Below are 18,592 nucleotides of genomic sequence, written 5' to 3'. Positions count from 1 at the left end.
AAGACTGTGGCGAGGGGGCTTGCCCCCGTTCGAGTGCGCAGCGCTCGCAGATCTTGGGTCCGCTGCGCGGCCCAACGGGGGCAAGCCCCCTCGCCACACAAGCCGGCTCCTACAGGTCGCCGGTACAGCCCATTAATAAAGACAATAGGGGTCGTCATGGATCAACCCAGTGCAAACCCGCAGCGCAGCTATACCCGTGGTTCCCAGGACAAAGCCTTGCTGGCGATGACCATCGGCCAGGCGTTTGATAACACCGTCGCGCAATACCCGAACGGGGAGGCGCTGGTCGTGCGCCACCAACAACTGCGTTACACCTGGCAGCAGCTGTCGGATGCTGTTGATCTGCACGCCAGAGCATTCCTGGCGCTGGGTTTGCAAACCGGTGATCGGCTCGGCATCTGGGCCCCGAACTGCGCCCAGTGGTGCATCAGCCAGTTCGCCAGTGCGAAAATCGGCGTGATCCTGGTCAACATCAACCCGGCTTATCGCAGTTCAGAACTCGAATACGTATTGAAGCAATCCGGCTGCCAATGGCTGGTCTGTGCCGGGGCCTTCAAGACCTCCGACTATCACGGCATGCTGCAAGGGTTGGTGCCGGAATTGGCGGAGCAATCCATCGGCCGCTTGCAGAGCGAACGGCTGCCGGAGTTGCGCGGGGTCATCAGTCTGGATGCGCAGCCACCCTCGGGTTTCCTGCCGTGGTCGCAATTGGCCGATCTGGCGGCCAGCGTGTCGATCGAGCAATTGCACGAACGCCAGGACAGCCTGCATTTCGACCAGGCAGTGAACATCCAGTACACCTCCGGCACCACCGGTTTCCCCAAGGGCGCGACCCTCAGCCACTACAATATCCTCAACAACGGTTACATGGTCGGCGAAAGCCTCGGCCTGACCGCCGATGATCGGCTGGTGATTCCGGTGCCGCTGTATCACTGCTTCGGCATGGTCATGGGCAACCTCGGCTGCGTCACCCACGGCAGCACCATGATTTACCCCAACGATGCCTTCGATCCGCTGTTGACCCTGACCACCGTCGCCGAAGAAAAAGCCACCGCGCTTTATGGCGTGCCGACCATGTTCATCGCCATGCTCGATCAGCCCAAGCGCGCCGAATTTGATTTGTCGAGCCTGCGCACCGGGATCATGGCCGGGGCGACGTGTCCGATCGAGGTGATGCGTCGGGTTATCAGCGAAATGCACATGAGCGAAGTGCAGATTGCCTACGGCATGACGGAAACCAGCCCCGTGTCTTTGCAGACCGGTCCGGCAGACGACCTGGAATTACGCGTCACCACGGTCGGCCGCACCCAGCCGCAACTGGAAAGCAAGATCATAGACGAGGCGGGCAATCTGGTGCCACGCGGCACCATTGGCGAGCTGTGCACTCGGGGTTACAGCGTGATGCTCGGCTACTGGAACAACCCGCAAGGCACCGCCGAGGCTATCGATGACGCTGGCTGGATGCACACCGGCGATCTGGCGAGCATGAACGACGAAGGCTACGTGTGCATCGCCGGGCGTAACAAGGACATGATCATTCGCGGCGGTGAGAATATTTACCCGAGGGAACTGGAAGAGTTCTTCTTCACCCATCCGGCAGTTGCAGACGTGCAAGTGATCGGCATTCCTTGCTCCCGGTATGGCGAAGAGATTGTCGCCTGGATCAAATTCCATCCCGGCCACAGCGCCACCGAACAGGAGTTGCAGGCCTGGTGCAAGGAGCGTATCGCGCACTTCAAGACGCCGCGTTACTTCAAGTTCGTCGAGGAGTTTCCGATGACCGTGACCGGCAAGATCCAGAAGTTTCGGATGCGCGAGATCAGCATCGAGGAGCTGCGCAGCAAAAACGCCTGACACATAACCAGTGTGGGAGCGAGCAAGCCTGCTTCCACATGAGGGTCGAGAAAAATAGAAAAGCAGGAAAGCAGGAAAGCACAAAGGGGAGCCGAAGCTCCCCTTTAATTTTGTCGTTACGTGCTCTTTTTTTATTATTGAGGGGCGGTCTGTTGTTGTTTTTGGCAACCGTGGCCCTTTACCGCTGTTTTTGTCGATCCCCATCCGGGATCAAGAGCAAACGTATTTTTTTGAGCGCTGATCTACTTTTTCGCCAAGCGATCCAACCAGTTCGGGAGCTACCTGAAGGTAGTTTTATTGTTCTCTGCCCGGTTGCGGGTTACTCCGAAAAGCACCCTGAAAAGCACACCTTCTCCAAAAAAATCTGTTAGCTGCGTCTCTGCCGTGTTGTTCTTGTTATGTCAGAGTCGTTACGTCTTATTTTTATTGGTTTGCAGCTTTTTATTCTTGTTATGCCATAGAGATAGCAGAAGCCGTGCCAACTTTGAAAAGTCCTTTAAAATCAATGATTTGAATTTTGTGAGATTTTTTCATCCGTACCAAACCTGACAATTTGTTTCCGTGTTACTCGTTTCCGCCCCACGTTCCAGAACACGCGGTAACACCCGGACACATCCACATTGTCACTGTGCGCTGCGAGCCTTGGCCACGCGAGAACCGGTAGGGCGCCCCAGCACCGCGCAAATCTGCTGGCCGGCGCGAATCAAGGCGTCCAGGTCGATCCCGGTCTCGATGCCCAGGCCGTTGAGCAGGTAAACCACGTCTTCGGTGGCGACGTTACCGCTGGCGCCCTTGGCGTACGGGCAGCCGCCAAGGCCGGCGATGGAACTGTCGAATACCGAAATGCCTTCCAGCAGGCTGGCGTAGATATTGGCCATGGCCTGGCCATAGGTGTCGTGGAAGTGCCCGGCCAGTTTTTCCCGTGGCACATCGGCCGAAACCACTTCAAACATCTTGCGGGTCGCGCCAGCGGTGCCGGTGCCGATGGTGTCTCCCAGCGAAACCTCGTAGCAGCCCATCGCATAGAGCTCGCGAGCGACTCGGGCGACTTGCGCAGGCTTGACGTCACCTTCATAGGGGCAGCCCAGCACACAGGACACGTAACCGCGCACGCTGACGCCGTGTTGTTTGGCCGCGTCCATGATCGGCACGAAGCGCTCCAGGCTTTCGCTGATCGAGCAATTGATATTGCGCTGGGAGAACGCTTCGGACGCTGCGGCGAACACGGCGACTTCCTTGACCCCGGCGGCGATAGCGTCTTCAAAGCCCCGCAGGTTGGGGGCGAGGGCGCCGTAAGTCACGCCAGGCTTGCGCTGGATCTGTGCGAAGACCTCGGCGGAACCGGCCATTTGCGGCACCCATTTGGGCGAGACGAAACTGCCGACTTCTATATAGCCGAGGCCAGCGGCGGTGAGCGCATCGACCAATTGCACCTTGTCCGCGACGCTGATGGGTTGGGCTTCGTTTTGCAGACCGTCACGGGGGCCGACTTCGACCAGGCGTACGTGGGTGGGGAGGGACATGGGAATCGACCTGTTGAGATTGTATGAATGTTCACAGCTCCTACACGAGCTGCTGGCTCTTGATCGTTTGCTCCAGCGCCTGGGTGCAGCGCTCTTCGGCCGTGTCGAGTTCCAGCTTCATCTGTTCGATGTCCAGCAGTTGCTGCTCGAGTTGTTCCCGACGTTCGGCAATTTTCGCCAGCATGCTGTGCAATTGCTTGGTGTTACCGCTGGAGGGGTCATAGAGCTCGATCAGCTCGCGGCATTCGGCCAGGGAAAAACCAATGCGCTTGCCCCGCAGGATCAGCTTCAGGCTGACCTTGTCACGGGGCGAATAAATGCGTTCCTGACCGCGACGTTCGGGGCTGAGCAGGCCTTGCTCTTCATAGAAGCGAATGGCCCGGGTGGTGATGTCGAGTTCGCGGGCGAGGTCGGAAATGCTATAGGTCTGGCTGCTCATGGAAGCGCTCGAAAAAGGTCATGGCGCTAAGCTAATGTCAGGTTGACGTTTACGTCAAGGGGCATGGATCTTCGTTGGTATCACCGGCGTCTTCGCGGGCTTGCCCGCGAAGAACAATGACACGGTAACGTCCTACACCGTATCCAGCTTCTTCTCGTGCGCCGTGACCTGCTGGCACAACTCGATCATCTGCTCGCGCATCCAGCGGTTGGCCGGGTCCTGGTCGGTGCTTTCGTGCCAGTAGAGGTGGGTTTCCACCGGCGGAACTTCTTTGACCGGCAGGTTCACCGAGTACAAATCATGGCGACGAGCGAAGCGTTCCGGCACGGTCATGACCATGTCGGTCTGCTGTAACACCTGGGACGCCATCAGGTAATGCTGGGAGCGCAGGGCGATCTTGCGCTGGATGCCCATTTTGCCCAGGGCCAGGTCGACATAGCCCAGGCCGCTGCGGCGGCTGGAGATATGGATGTGGGTCAGGGACAGGTAATCGTCGAGGGTGAATTTCTCTTTGCCCGCCAGCGGATGGCCCTTGCGCATGGCGCACACATAACGGTCTTCCATCAACTTGACGTGACGCACCTGCGGATCGGTGTTGAGCGGCGCATCCACTGCGAAATCCAGACGTCCGGCCGCCAGTTCCTTGGTGGTCTCGCGGCGTTTGGACAGGAAACTTTCGATGATCACCGTTGGCGCCAAGCGTCGCAGGCGCTGGAACAACGGCGGCAGGATCACCGCTTCGGTGAGGTCGGTCATGCTGATGCGGTAGGTCTTGACCGCCTGCAACGGGTTGAAGATGCGGCTTTCCTGCACCGACACCCGCAGCAGGGAGAGGGCGTTACGCACGGGGCCGATGATGTTCTGCGCCATCGGCGTCGGCACCATGCCCTGGGCGGTGCGCACGAAAAGCGGGTCGTTGAAGGTTTCGCGCAGGCGGGCCAGAGCGTTTGACACCGCCGGTTGCGTAATGCCGACAATCTGCCCGGCGCGGGTCAGGTTGGCTTCGGTGTAGATCGCGTCGAAGACGATGAAAAGGTTGAGGTCGACCTTGCTCAGATTCATTACGCGGCTCTCTTGTTGTAGGGGCGGTTTTGGCCTTGGCAATCAGCCGATCATATATCGGTGATGAATGTTAATACACGCCGAGAATAGGTTAGGTAAATTTTCGTAGCTGTTCTAGCATCGATTGCATGACCTGAACAACTCCTCTGAACCCCAGATAAAAAGGTAGAGCTGCCATGGATTTCGCTTATTCGCCCAAGGTCCAGGAACTGCGTGAGCGCGTGACTGCGTTCATGGACACCTACGTTTACCCCGCCGAAGCGGTGTTCGAACGCCAGGTCGCCGAGGGCGATCGCTGGCAGCCGACGGCAATCATGGAGGAGCTCAAACTCAAGGCCAAGGCTGAAGGCCTGTGGAATTTGTTTCTGCCTGAGTCCGAACTGGGTGCCGGCCTGACCAACCTCGAATACGCGCCATTGGCGGAAATCATGGGCCGCTCGTTGCTGGGCCCTGAGCCGTTCAACTGCTCGGCGCCCGACACCGGCAACATGGAAGTGCTGGTGCGTTACGCCAACGAAGAGCAGAAGCAGCGCTGGCTCGAACCACTGTTGCGCGGCGAGATCCGCTCGGCGTTCGCCATGACCGAACCTGACGTGGCCTCGTCCGACGCCACCAACATGGCCGCCCGTGCGGTGCGTGACGGCGATGAGTGGGTGATCAATGGCAAGAAATGGTGGACTTCAGGGGCCTGCGATCCGCGCTGCAAGATCCTGATCTTCATGGGCCTGAGCAATCCGGATGCCCCGCGCCATGCGCAGCACTCAATGATTCTGGTGCCGGTGGATACGCCCGGCGTGAAGATTGTGCGTCCGCTACCAGTGTTCGGTTATGACGACGCGCCTCACGGACACGCCGAAGTGCTGTTCGAAAATGTCCGGGTGCCGTACGAAAACGTCCTGTTGGGCGAAGGACGCGGCTTCGAAATCGCCCAAGGTCGCCTCGGCCCGGGCCGAATTCACCACTGCATGCGTTCGATCGGCATGGCTGAACGCGCGCTGGAGCTGATGTGCAAACGGGCGGTCAACCGCACCGCGTTCGGTAAACCTCTGGCGCGTTTGGGCGGCAACATCGACAAAATCGCCGATTCGCGGATGGAGATCGACATGGCGCGACTGCTGACGTTGAAAGCGGCGTACATGATGGACACCGTCGGCAACAAAGTGGCGAAGAGCGAGATCGCACAGATCAAAGTGGTTGCACCGAACGTGGCATTGCGGGTGATCGACCGGGCGATCCAGATCCATGGCGGGGCAGGGGTGTCCAACGATTTCCCGCTGGCCTACATGTATGCCATGCAACGCACCCTGCGCCTGGCCGACGGCCCGGACGAAGTGCACCGCGCGGCGATTGGCAAGTTCGAGATTGGCAAGTACGTACCTAAGGAAATGATGCGCAGCGGGCACTGAGTCCTGTGGCGAGGGGGCTTGCCCCCGTTCGGCTGCGCAGCAGTCGTAAATTGTACACCGCGTCTTTCCAGGAAAAATGCGGTGGCCGGTTTGAGGCCCGCTTCGCGGTCCAACGGGGGCAAGCCCCCTCGCCACAGTAAGCCCCCCAAGCCACAATGTTTGGTGCTTACTTCAATGCACCCAAACCTCAACCCGCCGATTCTTGATCCGCCCTTCATCCCCGCTGTTGGCCGCCACCGGCATCTCGGCGCCAAAACCGCGAATCTCGCGAAACACCACACCGCTTTTCACCAGTTCTCGCCGCACCGCCATGGCCCGCAGTTTCGACAGCAGGTCGGCCCGTGCGGGGTCGCTCTTGGCATCGCCAAACCCTACCAACGTCACCTGCCGATTGGTTTTGTCGTGCTGCTTTATATAGTCGAGCACCCGCGACAGGTCCTGGCGGGCTTTGTTGTCCAGCGTCGCGCTGCCTTCTTCGAAACGAAAATTCACCGTCAGCCGCTGGGCATGCCGACTGAGTGCCTGATAACCCTCGGGCATCAGCGCATTCGGTGTGACGGCCATGGCCTGAACGGTTTGCGCGATAAAACCATTGGCCGCAACAATCGCCTGGCCATTGCTGCTCTGGGCGAACTTCACCAGCGCCTTGGCCCAGGGATTTTTCCCGTTCGGCGGCAGGTAAAAGAACAGCCGACGGGACAGCGGGTAATCTTCCGTCGCGATCAGGCTATTGAGCGGCAGCATGGCCTGGGAGTCGCCATCGACAATGGCCACGGCCTTGGCCTGGCGCACATAAGGCAAACCGATGAAGCCGATGGCTTGCGGGTCCAGACTCACCGCGTCGGACAATTGCTCACTGGATTCGAAGCGTTTCGCGTTGCCGCTCAGCATTTTCCCATGCAGGCTGAGGACCAACTCCTTGAACGTGTCGTAGGTGCCTGATTGGTCATCCCGCGCGTAAAGATGAATTGTCCCACCGCTGCCGCCGAGTTCTTCCCAGGTTTTCGTTTCGCCGCTGAAAATTCGTGCCAGTTGCTCGGTGTTGAGCTGCTTCAGCGGATTGTGCGGATGAAGGATGATGGCCAGCCCGTCGATGGCGATGACTTGTTCGGCAACCGGGCTTTTCAGGTCGCCCAGCGGTTCGAGATCCAGTCGTTCGCTGTCCTTGATCGGCCGTGACGAGGCCGCAAGATCGGCGGAGGCGATTTTCAGGGCTTTGAATCCGGTGCTGGAACCGTGGGCCGCGACTTCCACCTCGACTCGACGGCCCTGAGCGGTTTCGCCGACGATGCGTTGTTCGTTGGCTTTGTCCGGGGCTTCGCGGTGCACCTTGAACAGACCCTGCTCATGCATCAGCCCCTCGACCAGCGCCGGCCCCAACGCCGCGCCAATGGTGTTGGAACCCTGGATGCGCAGCACCGGGCCGTGTTCGGGTGTCGGCAAATCGCCGGCCGACACCGTCAACGGCAGCACGGCGCCGAGCAGCAGGAACAACACGCGCAGGGTCATGCCGGCACCTTAATAAGCCAAAGAAAGTGCCGGGAGAATAAGTCAGTAAGGTTTCTGAACGATGACAGATCAAAAGATCGCAGCCTGCGGCAGCTCCTACAGGATGTATGCCGAGCCCATGTAGGAGCTGCCGCAGGCTGCGATCTTTTGCTCTTAGCTCAACTCAAGCCAGATCGGCGCGTGATCGGAAGGCTTTTCCATTGCGCGCAGTTCGTAATCCACGCCCGCGTCCTTGACCCGAGGCAACAACCCGTTGGATGCCATGATCAGGTCAATCCGCAGCCCGCGCTTGGGCTCATCTTCAAAACCGCGGCTGCGGTAGTCGAACCAGCTGAAACGGTCGGCAACGTCCGGGTTCAGGTGACGGAAACTGTCCACCAGACCCCAGTTCTTCAGGCGGGCCATCCATTCGCGTTCTTCGGGCAGGAAGCTGCATTTGCCGGTTTTCAGCCAGCGTTTCATGTTGTCCGGGCCAATGCCGATGTCGCAGTCTTCCGGGGAAATGTTCACATCGCCCATCACCACGATCGGCTGGTCGTTGCTGAACTGGCTTTCCAGCAATTGTTGCAAATCGCTGTAGAAACGTTCCTTGGCCGGGAACTTGGTGGGGTGATCGCGGCTTTCGCCCTGTGGGAAATAGCCGTTCATGATGGTCACTGGCACACCATTGGCGTCGGCGAACGTGCCCCAGATGAAGCGCCGCTGGGCGTCTTCTTCGTCGGTGGCGAAACCTTTGTGCAGCGCAATCGGCTCCTGACGCGACAGCAGGGCGACGCCGTAGTGGCCTTTTTGCCCATGGAAATGCACGTGATAACCCAGCGCCTGAACCTCGGCCAGGGGGAACTGGTCGTCATGGACCTTGGTTTCCTGCAATCCGATCACGTCTGGTTGATGTTTCTCAATCAGCGCCGCCAGCTGATGCGGGCGAGCGCGCAGCCCGTTGATGTTGAAGGAGACGATCTTCATGGTCGGCAGTCCTGGCAAAAGTGCGATGCTAGCTGACATGTAGGAATGGGGCCAGCTTTGGGGTGAGGGGATTCGTTGTGTCCTGTCAGAGATGTGTTGGCGCGGGCAAACCCAGTCGATGAAGCTCCTCGCTTGGTCTATACCTGTCTGGGGAACTGTGAAGCCACCCCAAGGCTCGTACCAAGAAGAGCGCAGCCATCTGAGCTGTGCCCCAGGGAGATCCGCCGTTATGCCCGAAACCTCGACCGCCATCGCCGATATTCACATGCTCGACAGCGGCTATTCCCGCGAAGCGCGTTCCCTGTTGTACCAGGCGTACCGGCACGAGCCGACGTTCGGCTATCTGTTCGAAGCCGAACGCCCCGGTTATGAGCAGCGGGTCCGGGCGACGGTGCGCGAACTGATCAAACAGCACTTTCTGCAGGATTTACCGGCCATCGGCCTGCTGGTGAATGACCGCTTGATCGGCATCGCCCTGATCGCGCCGCCGCAACGCCGCCTGGGCATCACCGAAAGCTGGGCCTGGCGCCTGCGGATGGTGCTCAGCACCGGGTTTCGCTGTACCCGACGCTACCTCGATTACCACGCCGCCGTGATGGCGTGCGTGCCGTCCGACTCGGTGCACGTCCTGCCATTGCTGGGGGTTCACCCGCAATTCCAGGGCAAGCACTTTGGCGAACAGTTGCTGCAAGCGGTGCACAACTGGTGCGCGGTCGATGAGCACTCCCAAGGCGTGATCCTCGACACCGGGAATCCTCGCTATCTGGAGTTCTATAAGCGTCAGGGCTATGAGGAAATCGGCGAAGTGGCCGTAGGACCGATTCGTGAGCACGTGTTTTTCCACGCCAACCCGCAGGTGTTACAAACAGCAACAGCGTAATCGCCGAACTTTTGGGACAAGTCCGGCTCTATCAGGCTCCCAAGCTCGTGATAGCATCCGCGCCTATGAATGTTCCAGGAAGAATGACCAGCGGCCTGTTGATGCTGTTATCCAGCTGCGCGGCGCTGGCGCAAAGTGAATTGGATGTGCGGATCAAACCGTCCAACGATGAACTGAAGGCCAATATAGAGGGCTATATCGGTAGCCTCGGCGATCGCGATGAAGAAGCCTTGCTGCGCTTCAGTCGCGGCGCCGAAGAACAGGCGCGCAAGGCCGCCCAGGCCTTGGGGTATTACCAGCCGCAAATCGACAGCGACGTGAAGGGCGGCAAGACGCCGCGCCTGGTGCTGAACATCGATCCCGGCGAGCCAATCCATTTGCGTAACGTCACGATACGTGTCGACGGTCCTGCCGCCTCGCTTAAATCCTTTCGTGTGCCTAAGAGCGACCTGCTGAAACCCGGCGCAGCGCTGAATCATGGTCATTATGAAGACGCCAAGCGGATGATCCAGAACCAGGCCTCGCGCTTCGGCTTCTTCAGTGGGCGCTTCACCCGCCAGAAGCTGTTGGTGGACCCGCGCGCGGGCGTCGCCGACATCGAATTGATCTACGACAGCGGGCCGCGTTATGCGCTGGGCAAAGTCAGTTTTGAAGGCGACACGCCGTTCGACGAAGACCTGCTGCAACGCATGGTGCCGTTCAAGGCCGGTACGCCCTATGACTCCGAACTGATCGCCGAGCTCAATCAGGCGCTGCAATCGAGCGGTTATTTCGAAGGCGTGCGCGTCGACGCAGCGCCCACCGCGTCCAAGGACGACGTGATCCCGGTGGCGGTCAAGCTCGACACTCGCAAGCCTCGGACCATGGGCTTGGGCCTGGGGTTTTCCACCGACGTCGGCCCGCGAATCAAGGCCAACTGGACCCGGCACTGGGTCAACCCGCAAGGCGACAGCTATGGCTGGGAAGCCGAACTATCAGCACCGCGGCAGAACGTCGGGGTGTTTTACGACATTCCCCTGGACCCACCGCTGACCGACAAACTGCGCTGGGCCGCTGGCTATCAATATGAAGATATCGCTGGCACCGACTCCCGCAGCAAATTGCTGACCCTCGGCCCCGAATGGCACAGCAAGTTGCCCAGCGGCTGGCAGCGGGTGGTGTCGCTTAAATGGCAACGCGAGGAATACACACTCGGTGACGACTCGGGGCTCAGCACCTTGCTGATGCCCGGCGTGAGCTATTCGTACCTGAAAAGCGACAACCGCATCGACCCGCACAACGGCTATCGCCTGCAATTCGAAACCAAGGTGGCCAAGGAAGGATTGGGTTCGGACACCAACCTTATCTACGGCACGGCACTGGTCAAAGGCCTGACCACGGTCTTCGATAAACACCGCTTCCTCGGTCGGGTGCAGGTCGGCGGCAGCGCCACCAACGGTTACAAGTCGGTGCCGCCGTCTCTGCGCTTCTTCGCCGGTGGCGATCAGAGCGTACGCGGTTACGACTACCAGAGCCTGTCCCCGGAGAACTCCGAGGGCGACCGTATCGGTGGCCGCTACATGGTGGCCGGCAGCGTCGAATATCAATACTCCATCGCCGAAAAGTGGCGGGTCGCAACCTTCATCGACCAGGGCAACTCCTTCAACACCCTTGAATTGCCGAACCTGAAGACCGGCGTCGGTATTGGCTTACGCTGGGTTTCGCCGGTGGGGCCGATTCGCCTCGATCTGGCCCACGCGATGGACGACGACGGCGGCATTCGACTGCACTTTTCCATGGGGCCTGAGCTGTGAAGCGTGGTTTGAAAATAGCGCTGCTGGCGATCCCGGCGCTGCTGATGCTGGTCGTGCTGGCCTTGATCATCGTGCTGGGTACGGCGACGGGCAGTCGCTGGGCGCTCGGGTTGGTGCCGGGTTTGACCGTGGAGAATTTCCAGGGCCGTTTGGGTGGACAGTGGAGCGCCGACCATCTGCTGTGGCAGCAGGACAACAGCCGGGTTGAGCTGAACCAGGCGATTTTCGCCTGGTCGCCGCTGTGCCTGACGCGCATGACGCTGTGCATCGAGCAGTTGCAGGCCGAGCAGGTCAGCCTGCAATTCCCGCCCGGCGCAGAAGAGCAAAGCAGCGGGCCGATCAGCCTTCCGGATTTGAAATTGCCGCTGGCCATCAAGTTGGGTGACGTCAAGGTCGGCCGTCTGCTGTTCAATGGCAGCGAAGAGCTCAAAGGCCTGCAACTGGCGGCGCACTGGACCGAAAAGGGTTTGCAGATCGACTCGGTGCACTTGCAGCGGGATGAACTGAGCCTGAACCTGTCCGGCCTGTTGCAACCGAGCGGCAACTGGCCGCTGACCGCCGAAGGCAAACTGACCTTGCCGGCACCCGGCACCGAGCCCTGGGCCCTGGCTTTGAAGGTCGACGGTGACCTGCTGAAAACCCTGAACCTGAAAGCCGACAGCAGCGGTTACCTGAACGGGCAGTTGACTGGCGAATTGCAGCCGCTGGTGGAAAACCTGCCGGCAAAAGTGCGCATCACCGCTGACGGCTTCAAGGCCAGCGCCGATCTACCGGACACCCTGCAACTCAATCAACTGGAACTCACCGGCGACGGCGACCTGAAAAACGGCTACCAGTTGCTGGGCAAAGCCACGTTGCCCGCCGAACAAGGCCCGGTCGCGTTGTTGCTGCAAGGCAAGGTCGACGCCAAGGGCGCGCAGATCGCCGCTCTCGACCTGACGGCCAGCGACAAACAAAGCCTCAAGCTCACCGGGCAATTGGACTGGAGCAAAGGCTTCAGTGCCGAAGCGAAAATCGACTGGCTGGATTTCCCTTGGCACCGCCTCTATCCGCTGATCGACGAGCCGCAAGTGGCACTGCGCAGCTTCAACGGTGAAGTCTCCTACACCGACGGCAATTACATAGGTAACTTCAAGGCCGCACTGGATGGTCCGGCCGGGGCGTTCAGCCTGAACAGCCCGTTCAGCGGCGACCTGAGCCAAATTCATCTACCGCAATTCAAGCTCGAAGCCGGGCAGGGCAAGGCCGAAGGGCACCTGAGCCTGCAATTTGCCGACGGCATCGCCTGGGATACCGCGCTGGATCTCTCGGCGATCAACCCGGCGTACTGGCTCGCGGAATTGCCGGGCACCTTGGCCGGCCCGTTGCGCAGCAAAGGCGAGATGAAAAACGACAGGCTCAGCCTGACCGCCGACCTGGACCTGAAAGGCAAACTGCGCGGGCAGCCGGCGGTGTTGCAAGCCAAGGCCGATGGCGGCGGCGAGCAATGGAACCTCAGCGCATTGCAGGTTCGCCTGGGTGACAACAGCATCAATGGCCAAGGCAGCCTGCAACAGAAACTCGCCGGCCAGATCGACATCAAAATGCCGCGTCTGGCCCAACTCTGGCCGCAACTGCGCGGCCAGCTCAATGGTCGGGTCAATGTCGCCGGCACGCTCAAGGCACCGCAAGGCAAACTCGACCTGCAAGGCACGCAACTGGTCTTCGAAGACAACCGCCTGCAAAGCCTCAATCTCGACGCCACCCTCGACAGCGCCCAACGGGCGAAGATCGACCTCAAGGGCAGCGGCATCCAGACTGGCGACACGTCACTGGGCACCTTGACCGCCAGCGGCCAGGGCGACATCAAAAACCAGAAACTGACCCTCGACCTGCAAGGGCCGAAGCTGAAACTGGCGCTCGGTCTCGACGGCGCGTTGGATAAAGGTAACTGGCGCGGGCGTCTGGCCAGTGGCGATATCCAGGCCGGTGGTCAGGACTGGAAGCTGCAGACCCCGGCAAAGCTTGAACGACTGGCGGACGGTAAAATCAACTTCGGCGCCCATTGCTGGATGTCCGGCCCGGCCAGCCTGTGTGGCGAAGACCAGCGCTTGATGCCCGAGCCAAAGCTGCGTTACCACCTCAAGCAGTTCCCGATCGACAGCCTGGCGCAATGGCTGCCGAAGGATTTTGCCTGGCAGGGCCGGCTCAACGCCGACCTGCAACTGGACTTGCCGGCCAGCGGCCCGAACGGCCAGATCAGCGTCGATGCCAGCGGCGGCACGTTGCGCATGAAGGAAAAGGATCAGTGGCTGGATTTCCCCTACCAGACCCTGAAACTCACCAGCAAACTCACGCCAAAACGCATCGACACCGACCTCAGCTTTGTCGGTGGCAAGCTTGGTGAGCTGATGCTCCAGGCGCAGATCAACCCGTTGCCGAAGAACAAACCGCTGACCGGCTCATTCCGCCTCAATGGCCTGGATTTGTCGGTGGCGCGGCCGTTTGTGCCGATGGTCGAGAAACTCACCGGGCATTTGAACGGCAGCGGCACGTTGTCTGGCGGGTTGCTGGCGCCGCTGGTCAACGGCAACCTTGAGCTGCGCGACGGTGAAATATCCGGCTCTGAATTACCGATGGATTTGGAAGCCTTGCAACTTCAAGCCGTGATTGTCGGCGAAACCGTTCAGTTGAGCGGCGGCTGGAAAAGCGGCAAGACCGGGCAGGGCAGCCTTAACGGCAACATTGCCTGGGGCCAGGCGCTGGTGGTGGATCTGGCGCTCAAAGGTTCGCAATTGCCGGTCACGGTCGAGCCTTATGCCAAGCTGGAAGTCGCGCCGGACCTGAAGATCTCCATGAAGGACGACAAACTGGCGATCGTCGGCAAGGTGCTGGTGCCCAAGGGCGAAATCACCGTGCGCGAACTGCCGCCGTCGACGGTCAAGGTCTCCGACGACACGGTGATCGTCGGTCAGCAGACCGAAGAGGGCAAGCCGCCGATGGCCATGGCGATGGACATCGACGTGGTGGTCGGTGAGGAAAAACTGAGTTTTGCCGGGTTTGGCCTGACCGCCAACCTGCAAGGTCATGTGCACATTGGCGACAACATGGACGCACGCGGCGAACTCTGGCTCAACGACGGGCGTTATCGCGCCTACGGCCAGCGCCTGACGGTGCGCCGGGCCCGCTTGCTGTTTGCCGGTCCCATCGATCAGCCGTACCTGGACATCGAGGCGATTCGCCAGACCGACGACGTGATTGCCGGCATTCGCTTGAGCGGCAGTGCCGAACAGCCGACCACGCAGATCTTTTCCGAGCCGGCGATGAGTCAGGAGCAGGCATTGTCCTACCTGGTGCTGGGGCGTCCGCTGAGTACCACCGGTGAAGACAACAACATGCTCGCCCAGGCCGCCCTCGGTTTGGGTTTGATGGGCAGCTCCGGGGTCACCAGCGGTTTGGCCAAGGATCTGGGCATTCAGGACTTCCAGCTCGATACCCAAGGCAGCGGCAACACCACCAGTGTGGTCGCCAGCGGCAACATCTCCGAGAAGCTCAGCCTGCGTTATGGCGTAGGCGTGTTCGAACCGGCCAACACCATCGCCTTGCGTTACAAGCTGAGCAAAAAGGTCTACCTCGAAGCCGCCAGCGGCGTGGCCAGTTCGCTGGACATCTTCTACAAGCGGGATTTCTAACTCCCCCAAGATCAAAAGATCGCAGCCTTCGGCAGCTCCTACAGAAGCGTTCTCACCATATTCAAGGGTGTACGCGATCCCGTAGGAGCTGCCGAAGGCTGCGATCTTTTTGCTTTCAGTCCCACCATTTATCAGTCAAATACAAAGCATCCTAACTATTGCGTTGACATTGGCTGCCTAAGCAGTAATATCTCGACATACATTCACTGCCTAGGCAGCTAATTGGTGGTCAGATGAAACATTTCTCCTCATACGATTTCCATAATTGCCATCTTGGCCTCTTGCTCGGCCGCGCCGCGCTGCTCAAGGACCGGATCATCGACACGCACATGGAACCCCACGGCATCACCGCCGCGCAGTTCAAAGTGCTGATCATCATGGCCCAGTTCGGTGTCGATACCCCGGCCGAGCTGTGCCGCCACCTGTCGCTGGACAGTGGTTCGATGACCCGCATGCTAGATCGTCTGGAACAGAAAGGTTTCCTCGCCCGCCAACGCTCCGAGGCAGACCGCCGTCAGGTGCAACTGGTGCTGACCGAACAAGGTCAACAGTTGACTGACCGTCTGCCGGAAATCGGCGCCGATGCCATGAATGAACTGGCCGGTGCCATCACCCCGGAAGAATTGAAAGCCCTGGAACACATCCTGAAGAAAATCCTGGTAGCGGCGGGTGACTCGATCACCTTGCTGCGGGTAGGTGGCAATGAACAGTAAACGCCTGCGTACCGGACTGAGCCTGGTGTTGTTGGCCATGAGCGTCGCCGGTTGCGCCAGTTACAGTGGCCTGAGCACCGAAGGCGTCAGCCTCGATGCGAAGAACCTCAAGGCCGGGCAGTCGCTCAATGGCGTGACCCTGACACCCGCCGCATGGCCGAAAAGCGACTGGTGGAAAAGCCTCGGCGACCCGCAGCTCGACGGCCTGATCCGCGAAGCCCTGCACGACAGCCCCGACATGCAAATCGCCGACGCCCGCGCTCACCAGGCCAGTGCTGCCGCCTATGCCGCCGATGCTGCGCGGATGCCCACCCTCGATGCCAACGCCGGTGTCAGCCGTTCGCGTCTGGCCCGCGACAAAGACCCGAGCGGGCAGGGTGGCACTTACTCCACCGTGCGTAATCTCGGCGCCAGCTTCAATTACACCTTCGATCTCTGGGGCGGCCAGCGCGATGCCTGGGAAGCCGCGTTGGGCCAGGCTCGCGCCGCCGAGGTCGATCAGCAGGCCGCGCAACTGACCTTGTCCGCCGACGTCGCCCGTGCCTACAGCGATCTGGGGCAGGCGCACATCATCCATGACCTGGCCAGCGAAGACCTCAAGCGCACCAAACAAATGCTCGACCTCAGCCAGCGTCGCCTGAGCTCGGGGATCGACAGTCAGTACCAGTTCCAGCAAACCGAAAGCCTTGAAGCCAGCGCCGAAGCCAGCCTGATCGACGCCGAGAAACGCCTGCAAAGCGCGAAAATCGCCTTGGCGGTGCTGTTGGGCAAAGGTCCGGATCGCGGTAACGCAATCGCCCGGCCGAAAGTCCTTCAGGCCAGCGCCGTCGCGTTGCCATCGGTGTTGCCAGCGGAATTGCTCGGTCGTCGCCCGGACCTGGTGGCGGCACGCTGGCGGGTTGAAGCCGCGAGCAAAAACATCGCGGCGAGCAAGACCCGGTTCTACCCCAACCTCAACCTGAGCGCGGCGGCCGGTGTCGAGTCGTTGCTGGGGGATGCGATGTTCGGTTCCGCCAGTCGCTTCTTCAACATCGCGCCGACGATCTCGGTGCCGATTTTCGACGGCGGCCGCCTGCGTGCCGACCTCGATTCCCGCGACGCCGATTACGACCTCGCGGTGGCGCAGTACAACAAAAGCCTGGTGAAAGCTTTAGGCGATGTCAGCGACACCATCAACCAGTTGCACGATATCGGCCGGCAAATCGGTGCCCAGCAACACGCCACCGACATCGCCCGGGATTCTTACAACACCGTGGTTCAGCGCTACGGTTCCGGCATCGGCAACTACCTCGATGTGCTCAGCATCGAGCAGCAATTGCTCCAGGCCCAGCGTCAGCTGGCCAACCTGAATGCCGAGCAGATCGACCTGTCGATCCAACTGATGCAAGCGCTGGGTGGCGGATTTCAGGGCGAAACCCTGACCGCCGCCAACGCATCCCCAGCCACGCAGCACAACTAATTCAAGGTACTTGTCATGGCCACTGCAGATACAACCCCTGACGACACTCAAGGCACGAACAACCCGCGCAAGCGCAAAGTGATGCTGTTTGTCCTGACGATCCTGGTGATCCTCGCCGGAGCCAGCGTCTGGGGTTATCACCAATTCTTCGGTCGCTGGAGCGAAAGCACCGACGACGCCTACGTGAACGGCAACGTGGTGGAAATCACTCCGCTGGTTACCGGCACCGTGGTCAGCATCGGCGCCGACGACGGCGATCTGGTCCACGAAGGCCAGGTGCTGATCAACTTCGACCCGAACGACGCCGAAGTCGGTCTGCAAAGCGCTCAGGCCAACCTGGCCCGCACTGTGCGCCAGGTGCGCGGTTTGTACAGTAACGTCGACGGCATGAAAGCCCAGGTCAATGCGCAGCAGGCCGAAGTGCAAAAGGCTCAGGAGAACTTCAATCGGCGGAAAAACCTCGCCGCCGGCGGGGCGATTTCCCAGGAAGAACTGTCCCACGCCCGTGATGACTTGACCTCGGCGCAGAACGCCCTGGCCAACGCCCAACAACAGCTCAAGACCACCAGCGCGCTGGTCGATGACACCGTGGTGTCGTCGCACCCGGACGTGATGGCCGCCGCTGCGCAAGTGCGTCAGGCGTACCTGAACAATGCCCGCAGCACCTTGATCGCGCCGGTCACCGGTTATGTCGCCAAACGTACCGTGCAACTCGGTCAGCGTGTCCAGCCGGGCACCGCGCTGATGGCGGTGATACCGCTGGATCAGCTGTGGATTGATGCGAACTTCAAGGAAACCCAACTGCGTGACATGCGCATCGGTCAGCCGGTGGACATTGAAGCCGATCTCTACGGTAGCAACGTCAAATACAGCGGCACCATCGACAGTCTCGGCGCCGGGACCGGCAGCGCGTTTGCCTTGCTGCCGGCGCAGAACGCCACCGGTAACTGGATCAAGATCGTGCAGCGGGTGCCGGTGCGGATTCATATCAACGCCGAAGAGCTGGCCAAGCACCCGTTGCGGGTCGGCCTGTCGACTCAGGTTGATGTCAACCTGCGTGACCAGAGCGGTCCGGTGCTGGCGCAACAGCCGCCGCAAAAGGCTTCATTCAGCACCGGCATCTACGACCGTCAGTTGGCCGAAGCCGATGCGATGATCACCCAGTTGATCCACGACAACAGCGCCGCGGTCAGCAAAACCGCGCACCGCTGATTCGCCATCACACCGACCCTGTGGGAGCGAGCTTTTGTGGCGAGGGGGCTTGTCGGAACGCCGCATCGCCCCGTTGGACTGCGCAGCAGTCCCATCTTCTAGGGC

Annotated in this window: 13 protein-coding genes; 8 read left to right on the top strand and 5 right to left on the bottom strand. The window is 60.3% G+C overall.

Annotated elements, in window-relative coordinates; genetic code table 11:
* The first annotated feature begins 156 nt into the window (after window positions 1–156).
* Entirely contained in the window at window positions 157–1,854 is a 1,698-nt protein-coding gene (locus ACEN9A_RS19070; protein WP_258669561.1) for an AMP-binding protein, read from the top strand.
* 623 nt (window positions 1,855–2,477) lie between these two features.
* Here ACEN9A_RS19070 and ACEN9A_RS19065 read toward each other — a convergent pair.
* The 3 genes from ACEN9A_RS19065 to ACEN9A_RS19055 form a co-directional block, all read right to left on the bottom strand.
* Window positions 2,478–3,377: a hydroxymethylglutaryl-CoA lyase gene (locus ACEN9A_RS19065; protein ID WP_018925461.1), complete on the bottom strand. Its 900-nt coding sequence runs from the start codon at window positions 3,375–3,377 to the stop codon at window positions 2,478–2,480.
* Window positions 3,378–3,417: 40 nt separating this feature from the next.
* Complete coding sequence (locus tag ACEN9A_RS19060) at window positions 3,418–3,816, bottom strand: MerR family transcriptional regulator (RefSeq protein ID WP_007904077.1); 399 nt, start codon at window positions 3,814–3,816, stop codon at window positions 3,418–3,420.
* A gap of 132 nt (window positions 3,817–3,948) precedes the next feature.
* Complete coding sequence (locus ACEN9A_RS19055) at window positions 3,949–4,878, bottom strand: LysR family transcriptional regulator (RefSeq protein WP_018925462.1); 930 nt, start codon at window positions 4,876–4,878, stop codon at window positions 3,949–3,951.
* A gap of 176 nt (window positions 4,879–5,054) precedes the next feature.
* Here ACEN9A_RS19055 and ACEN9A_RS19050 point away from each other — a divergent pair, with 176 nt between their 5' ends.
* Window positions 5,055–6,284, top strand: coding sequence for an acyl-CoA dehydrogenase (locus tag ACEN9A_RS19050; protein WP_008014296.1), 1,230 nt, complete (start codon window positions 5,055–5,057; stop codon window positions 6,282–6,284).
* 171 nt (window positions 6,285–6,455) lie between these two features.
* Here the strand turns inward: ACEN9A_RS19050 and ACEN9A_RS19045 are convergent, their stop codons facing one another.
* Entirely contained in the window at window positions 6,456–7,793 is a 1,338-nt protein-coding gene (locus ACEN9A_RS19045) for a substrate-binding domain-containing protein (RefSeq protein WP_258669557.1), read from the bottom strand.
* A 153-nt stretch (window positions 7,794–7,946) separates the two neighbouring features.
* Window positions 7,947–8,759: an exodeoxyribonuclease III gene (xthA, locus tag ACEN9A_RS19040; RefSeq protein ID WP_258669554.1), complete on the bottom strand. Its 813-nt coding sequence runs from the start codon at window positions 8,757–8,759 to the stop codon at window positions 7,947–7,949.
* A gap of 229 nt (window positions 8,760–8,988) precedes the next feature.
* Here xthA and ACEN9A_RS19035 point away from each other — a divergent pair, with 229 nt between their 5' ends.
* From ACEN9A_RS19035 to ACEN9A_RS19010, 6 genes are all read left to right on the top strand, one after another.
* Window positions 8,989–9,639, top strand: a complete 651-nt coding sequence (locus ACEN9A_RS19035; RefSeq protein ID WP_018925466.1) for a GNAT family N-acetyltransferase — start codon at window positions 8,989–8,991, stop codon at window positions 9,637–9,639.
* Between the two features lie 65 nt (window positions 9,640–9,704).
* A complete protein-coding gene (locus ACEN9A_RS19030; RefSeq protein ID WP_026345727.1) occupies window positions 9,705–11,432 on the top strand; it encodes an autotransporter assembly complex protein TamA in 1,728 nt (575 codons plus the stop codon).
* A complete protein-coding gene (locus ACEN9A_RS19025) occupies window positions 11,429–15,103 on the top strand; it encodes a translocation/assembly module TamB domain-containing protein (protein ID WP_258669549.1) in 3,675 nt (1,224 codons plus the stop codon). Before ACEN9A_RS19030 ends, ACEN9A_RS19025 begins: the two co-directional genes overlap by 4 nt.
* Window positions 15,104–15,336: 233 nt before the next feature.
* Entirely contained in the window at window positions 15,337–15,816 is a 480-nt protein-coding gene (locus tag ACEN9A_RS19020; RefSeq protein WP_018925477.1) for a MarR family winged helix-turn-helix transcriptional regulator, read from the top strand.
* On the top strand, window positions 15,806–17,275 hold the full coding sequence (locus ACEN9A_RS19015; protein WP_258669545.1) for an efflux transporter outer membrane subunit: 1,470 nt from the start codon (window positions 15,806–15,808) through the stop codon (window positions 17,273–17,275). The genes ACEN9A_RS19020 and ACEN9A_RS19015 overlap by 11 nt, the downstream gene beginning before the upstream one ends.
* Before the next feature lie 15 nt (window positions 17,276–17,290).
* The gene (locus ACEN9A_RS19010) at window positions 17,291–18,487 is read left to right on the top strand and encodes an HlyD family secretion protein (protein ID WP_258669540.1); all 1,197 of its coding nucleotides are present in this window, start codon (window positions 17,291–17,293) and stop codon (window positions 18,485–18,487) included.
* The last annotated feature ends 105 nt before the right edge of the window (window positions 18,488–18,592 follow it).

The sequence above is a fragment of the Pseudomonas sp. Pseusp18 genome, assembly GCF_059506005.1.
This window is presented reverse-complemented; position numbering and strand designations above follow the sequence as displayed.

Coding starts and splice junctions, on each gene's coding strand:
- ACEN9A_RS19010 (WP_258669540.1), top strand. CDS start 17,291: ATGGCCACTGCAGATACAACCCCTGACGACACTCAAGGCACGAACAAC.
- ACEN9A_RS19065 (WP_018925461.1), bottom strand. CDS start 3,377: ATGTCCCTCCCCACCCACGTACGCCTGGTCGAAGTCGGCCCCCGTGAC.
- ACEN9A_RS19060 (WP_007904077.1), bottom strand. CDS start 3,816: ATGAGCAGCCAGACCTATAGCATTTCCGACCTCGCCCGCGAACTCGAC.
- ACEN9A_RS19015 (WP_258669545.1), top strand. CDS start 15,806: ATGAACAGTAAACGCCTGCGTACCGGACTGAGCCTGGTGTTGTTGGCC.
- ACEN9A_RS19050 (WP_008014296.1), top strand. CDS start 5,055: ATGGATTTCGCTTATTCGCCCAAGGTCCAGGAACTGCGTGAGCGCGTG.
- ACEN9A_RS19055 (WP_018925462.1), bottom strand. CDS start 4,878: ATGAATCTGAGCAAGGTCGACCTCAACCTTTTCATCGTCTTCGACGCG.
- ACEN9A_RS19020 (WP_018925477.1), top strand. CDS start 15,337: ATGAAACATTTCTCCTCATACGATTTCCATAATTGCCATCTTGGCCTC.
- ACEN9A_RS19070 (WP_258669561.1), top strand. CDS start 157: ATGGATCAACCCAGTGCAAACCCGCAGCGCAGCTATACCCGTGGTTCC.
- ACEN9A_RS19035 (WP_018925466.1), top strand. CDS start 8,989: ATGCCCGAAACCTCGACCGCCATCGCCGATATTCACATGCTCGACAGC.
- xthA (WP_258669554.1), bottom strand. CDS start 8,759: ATGAAGATCGTCTCCTTCAACATCAACGGGCTGCGCGCTCGCCCGCAT.
- ACEN9A_RS19045 (WP_258669557.1), bottom strand. CDS start 7,793: ATGACCCTGCGCGTGTTGTTCCTGCTGCTCGGCGCCGTGCTGCCGTTG.
- ACEN9A_RS19030 (WP_026345727.1), top strand. CDS start 9,705: ATGAATGTTCCAGGAAGAATGACCAGCGGCCTGTTGATGCTGTTATCC.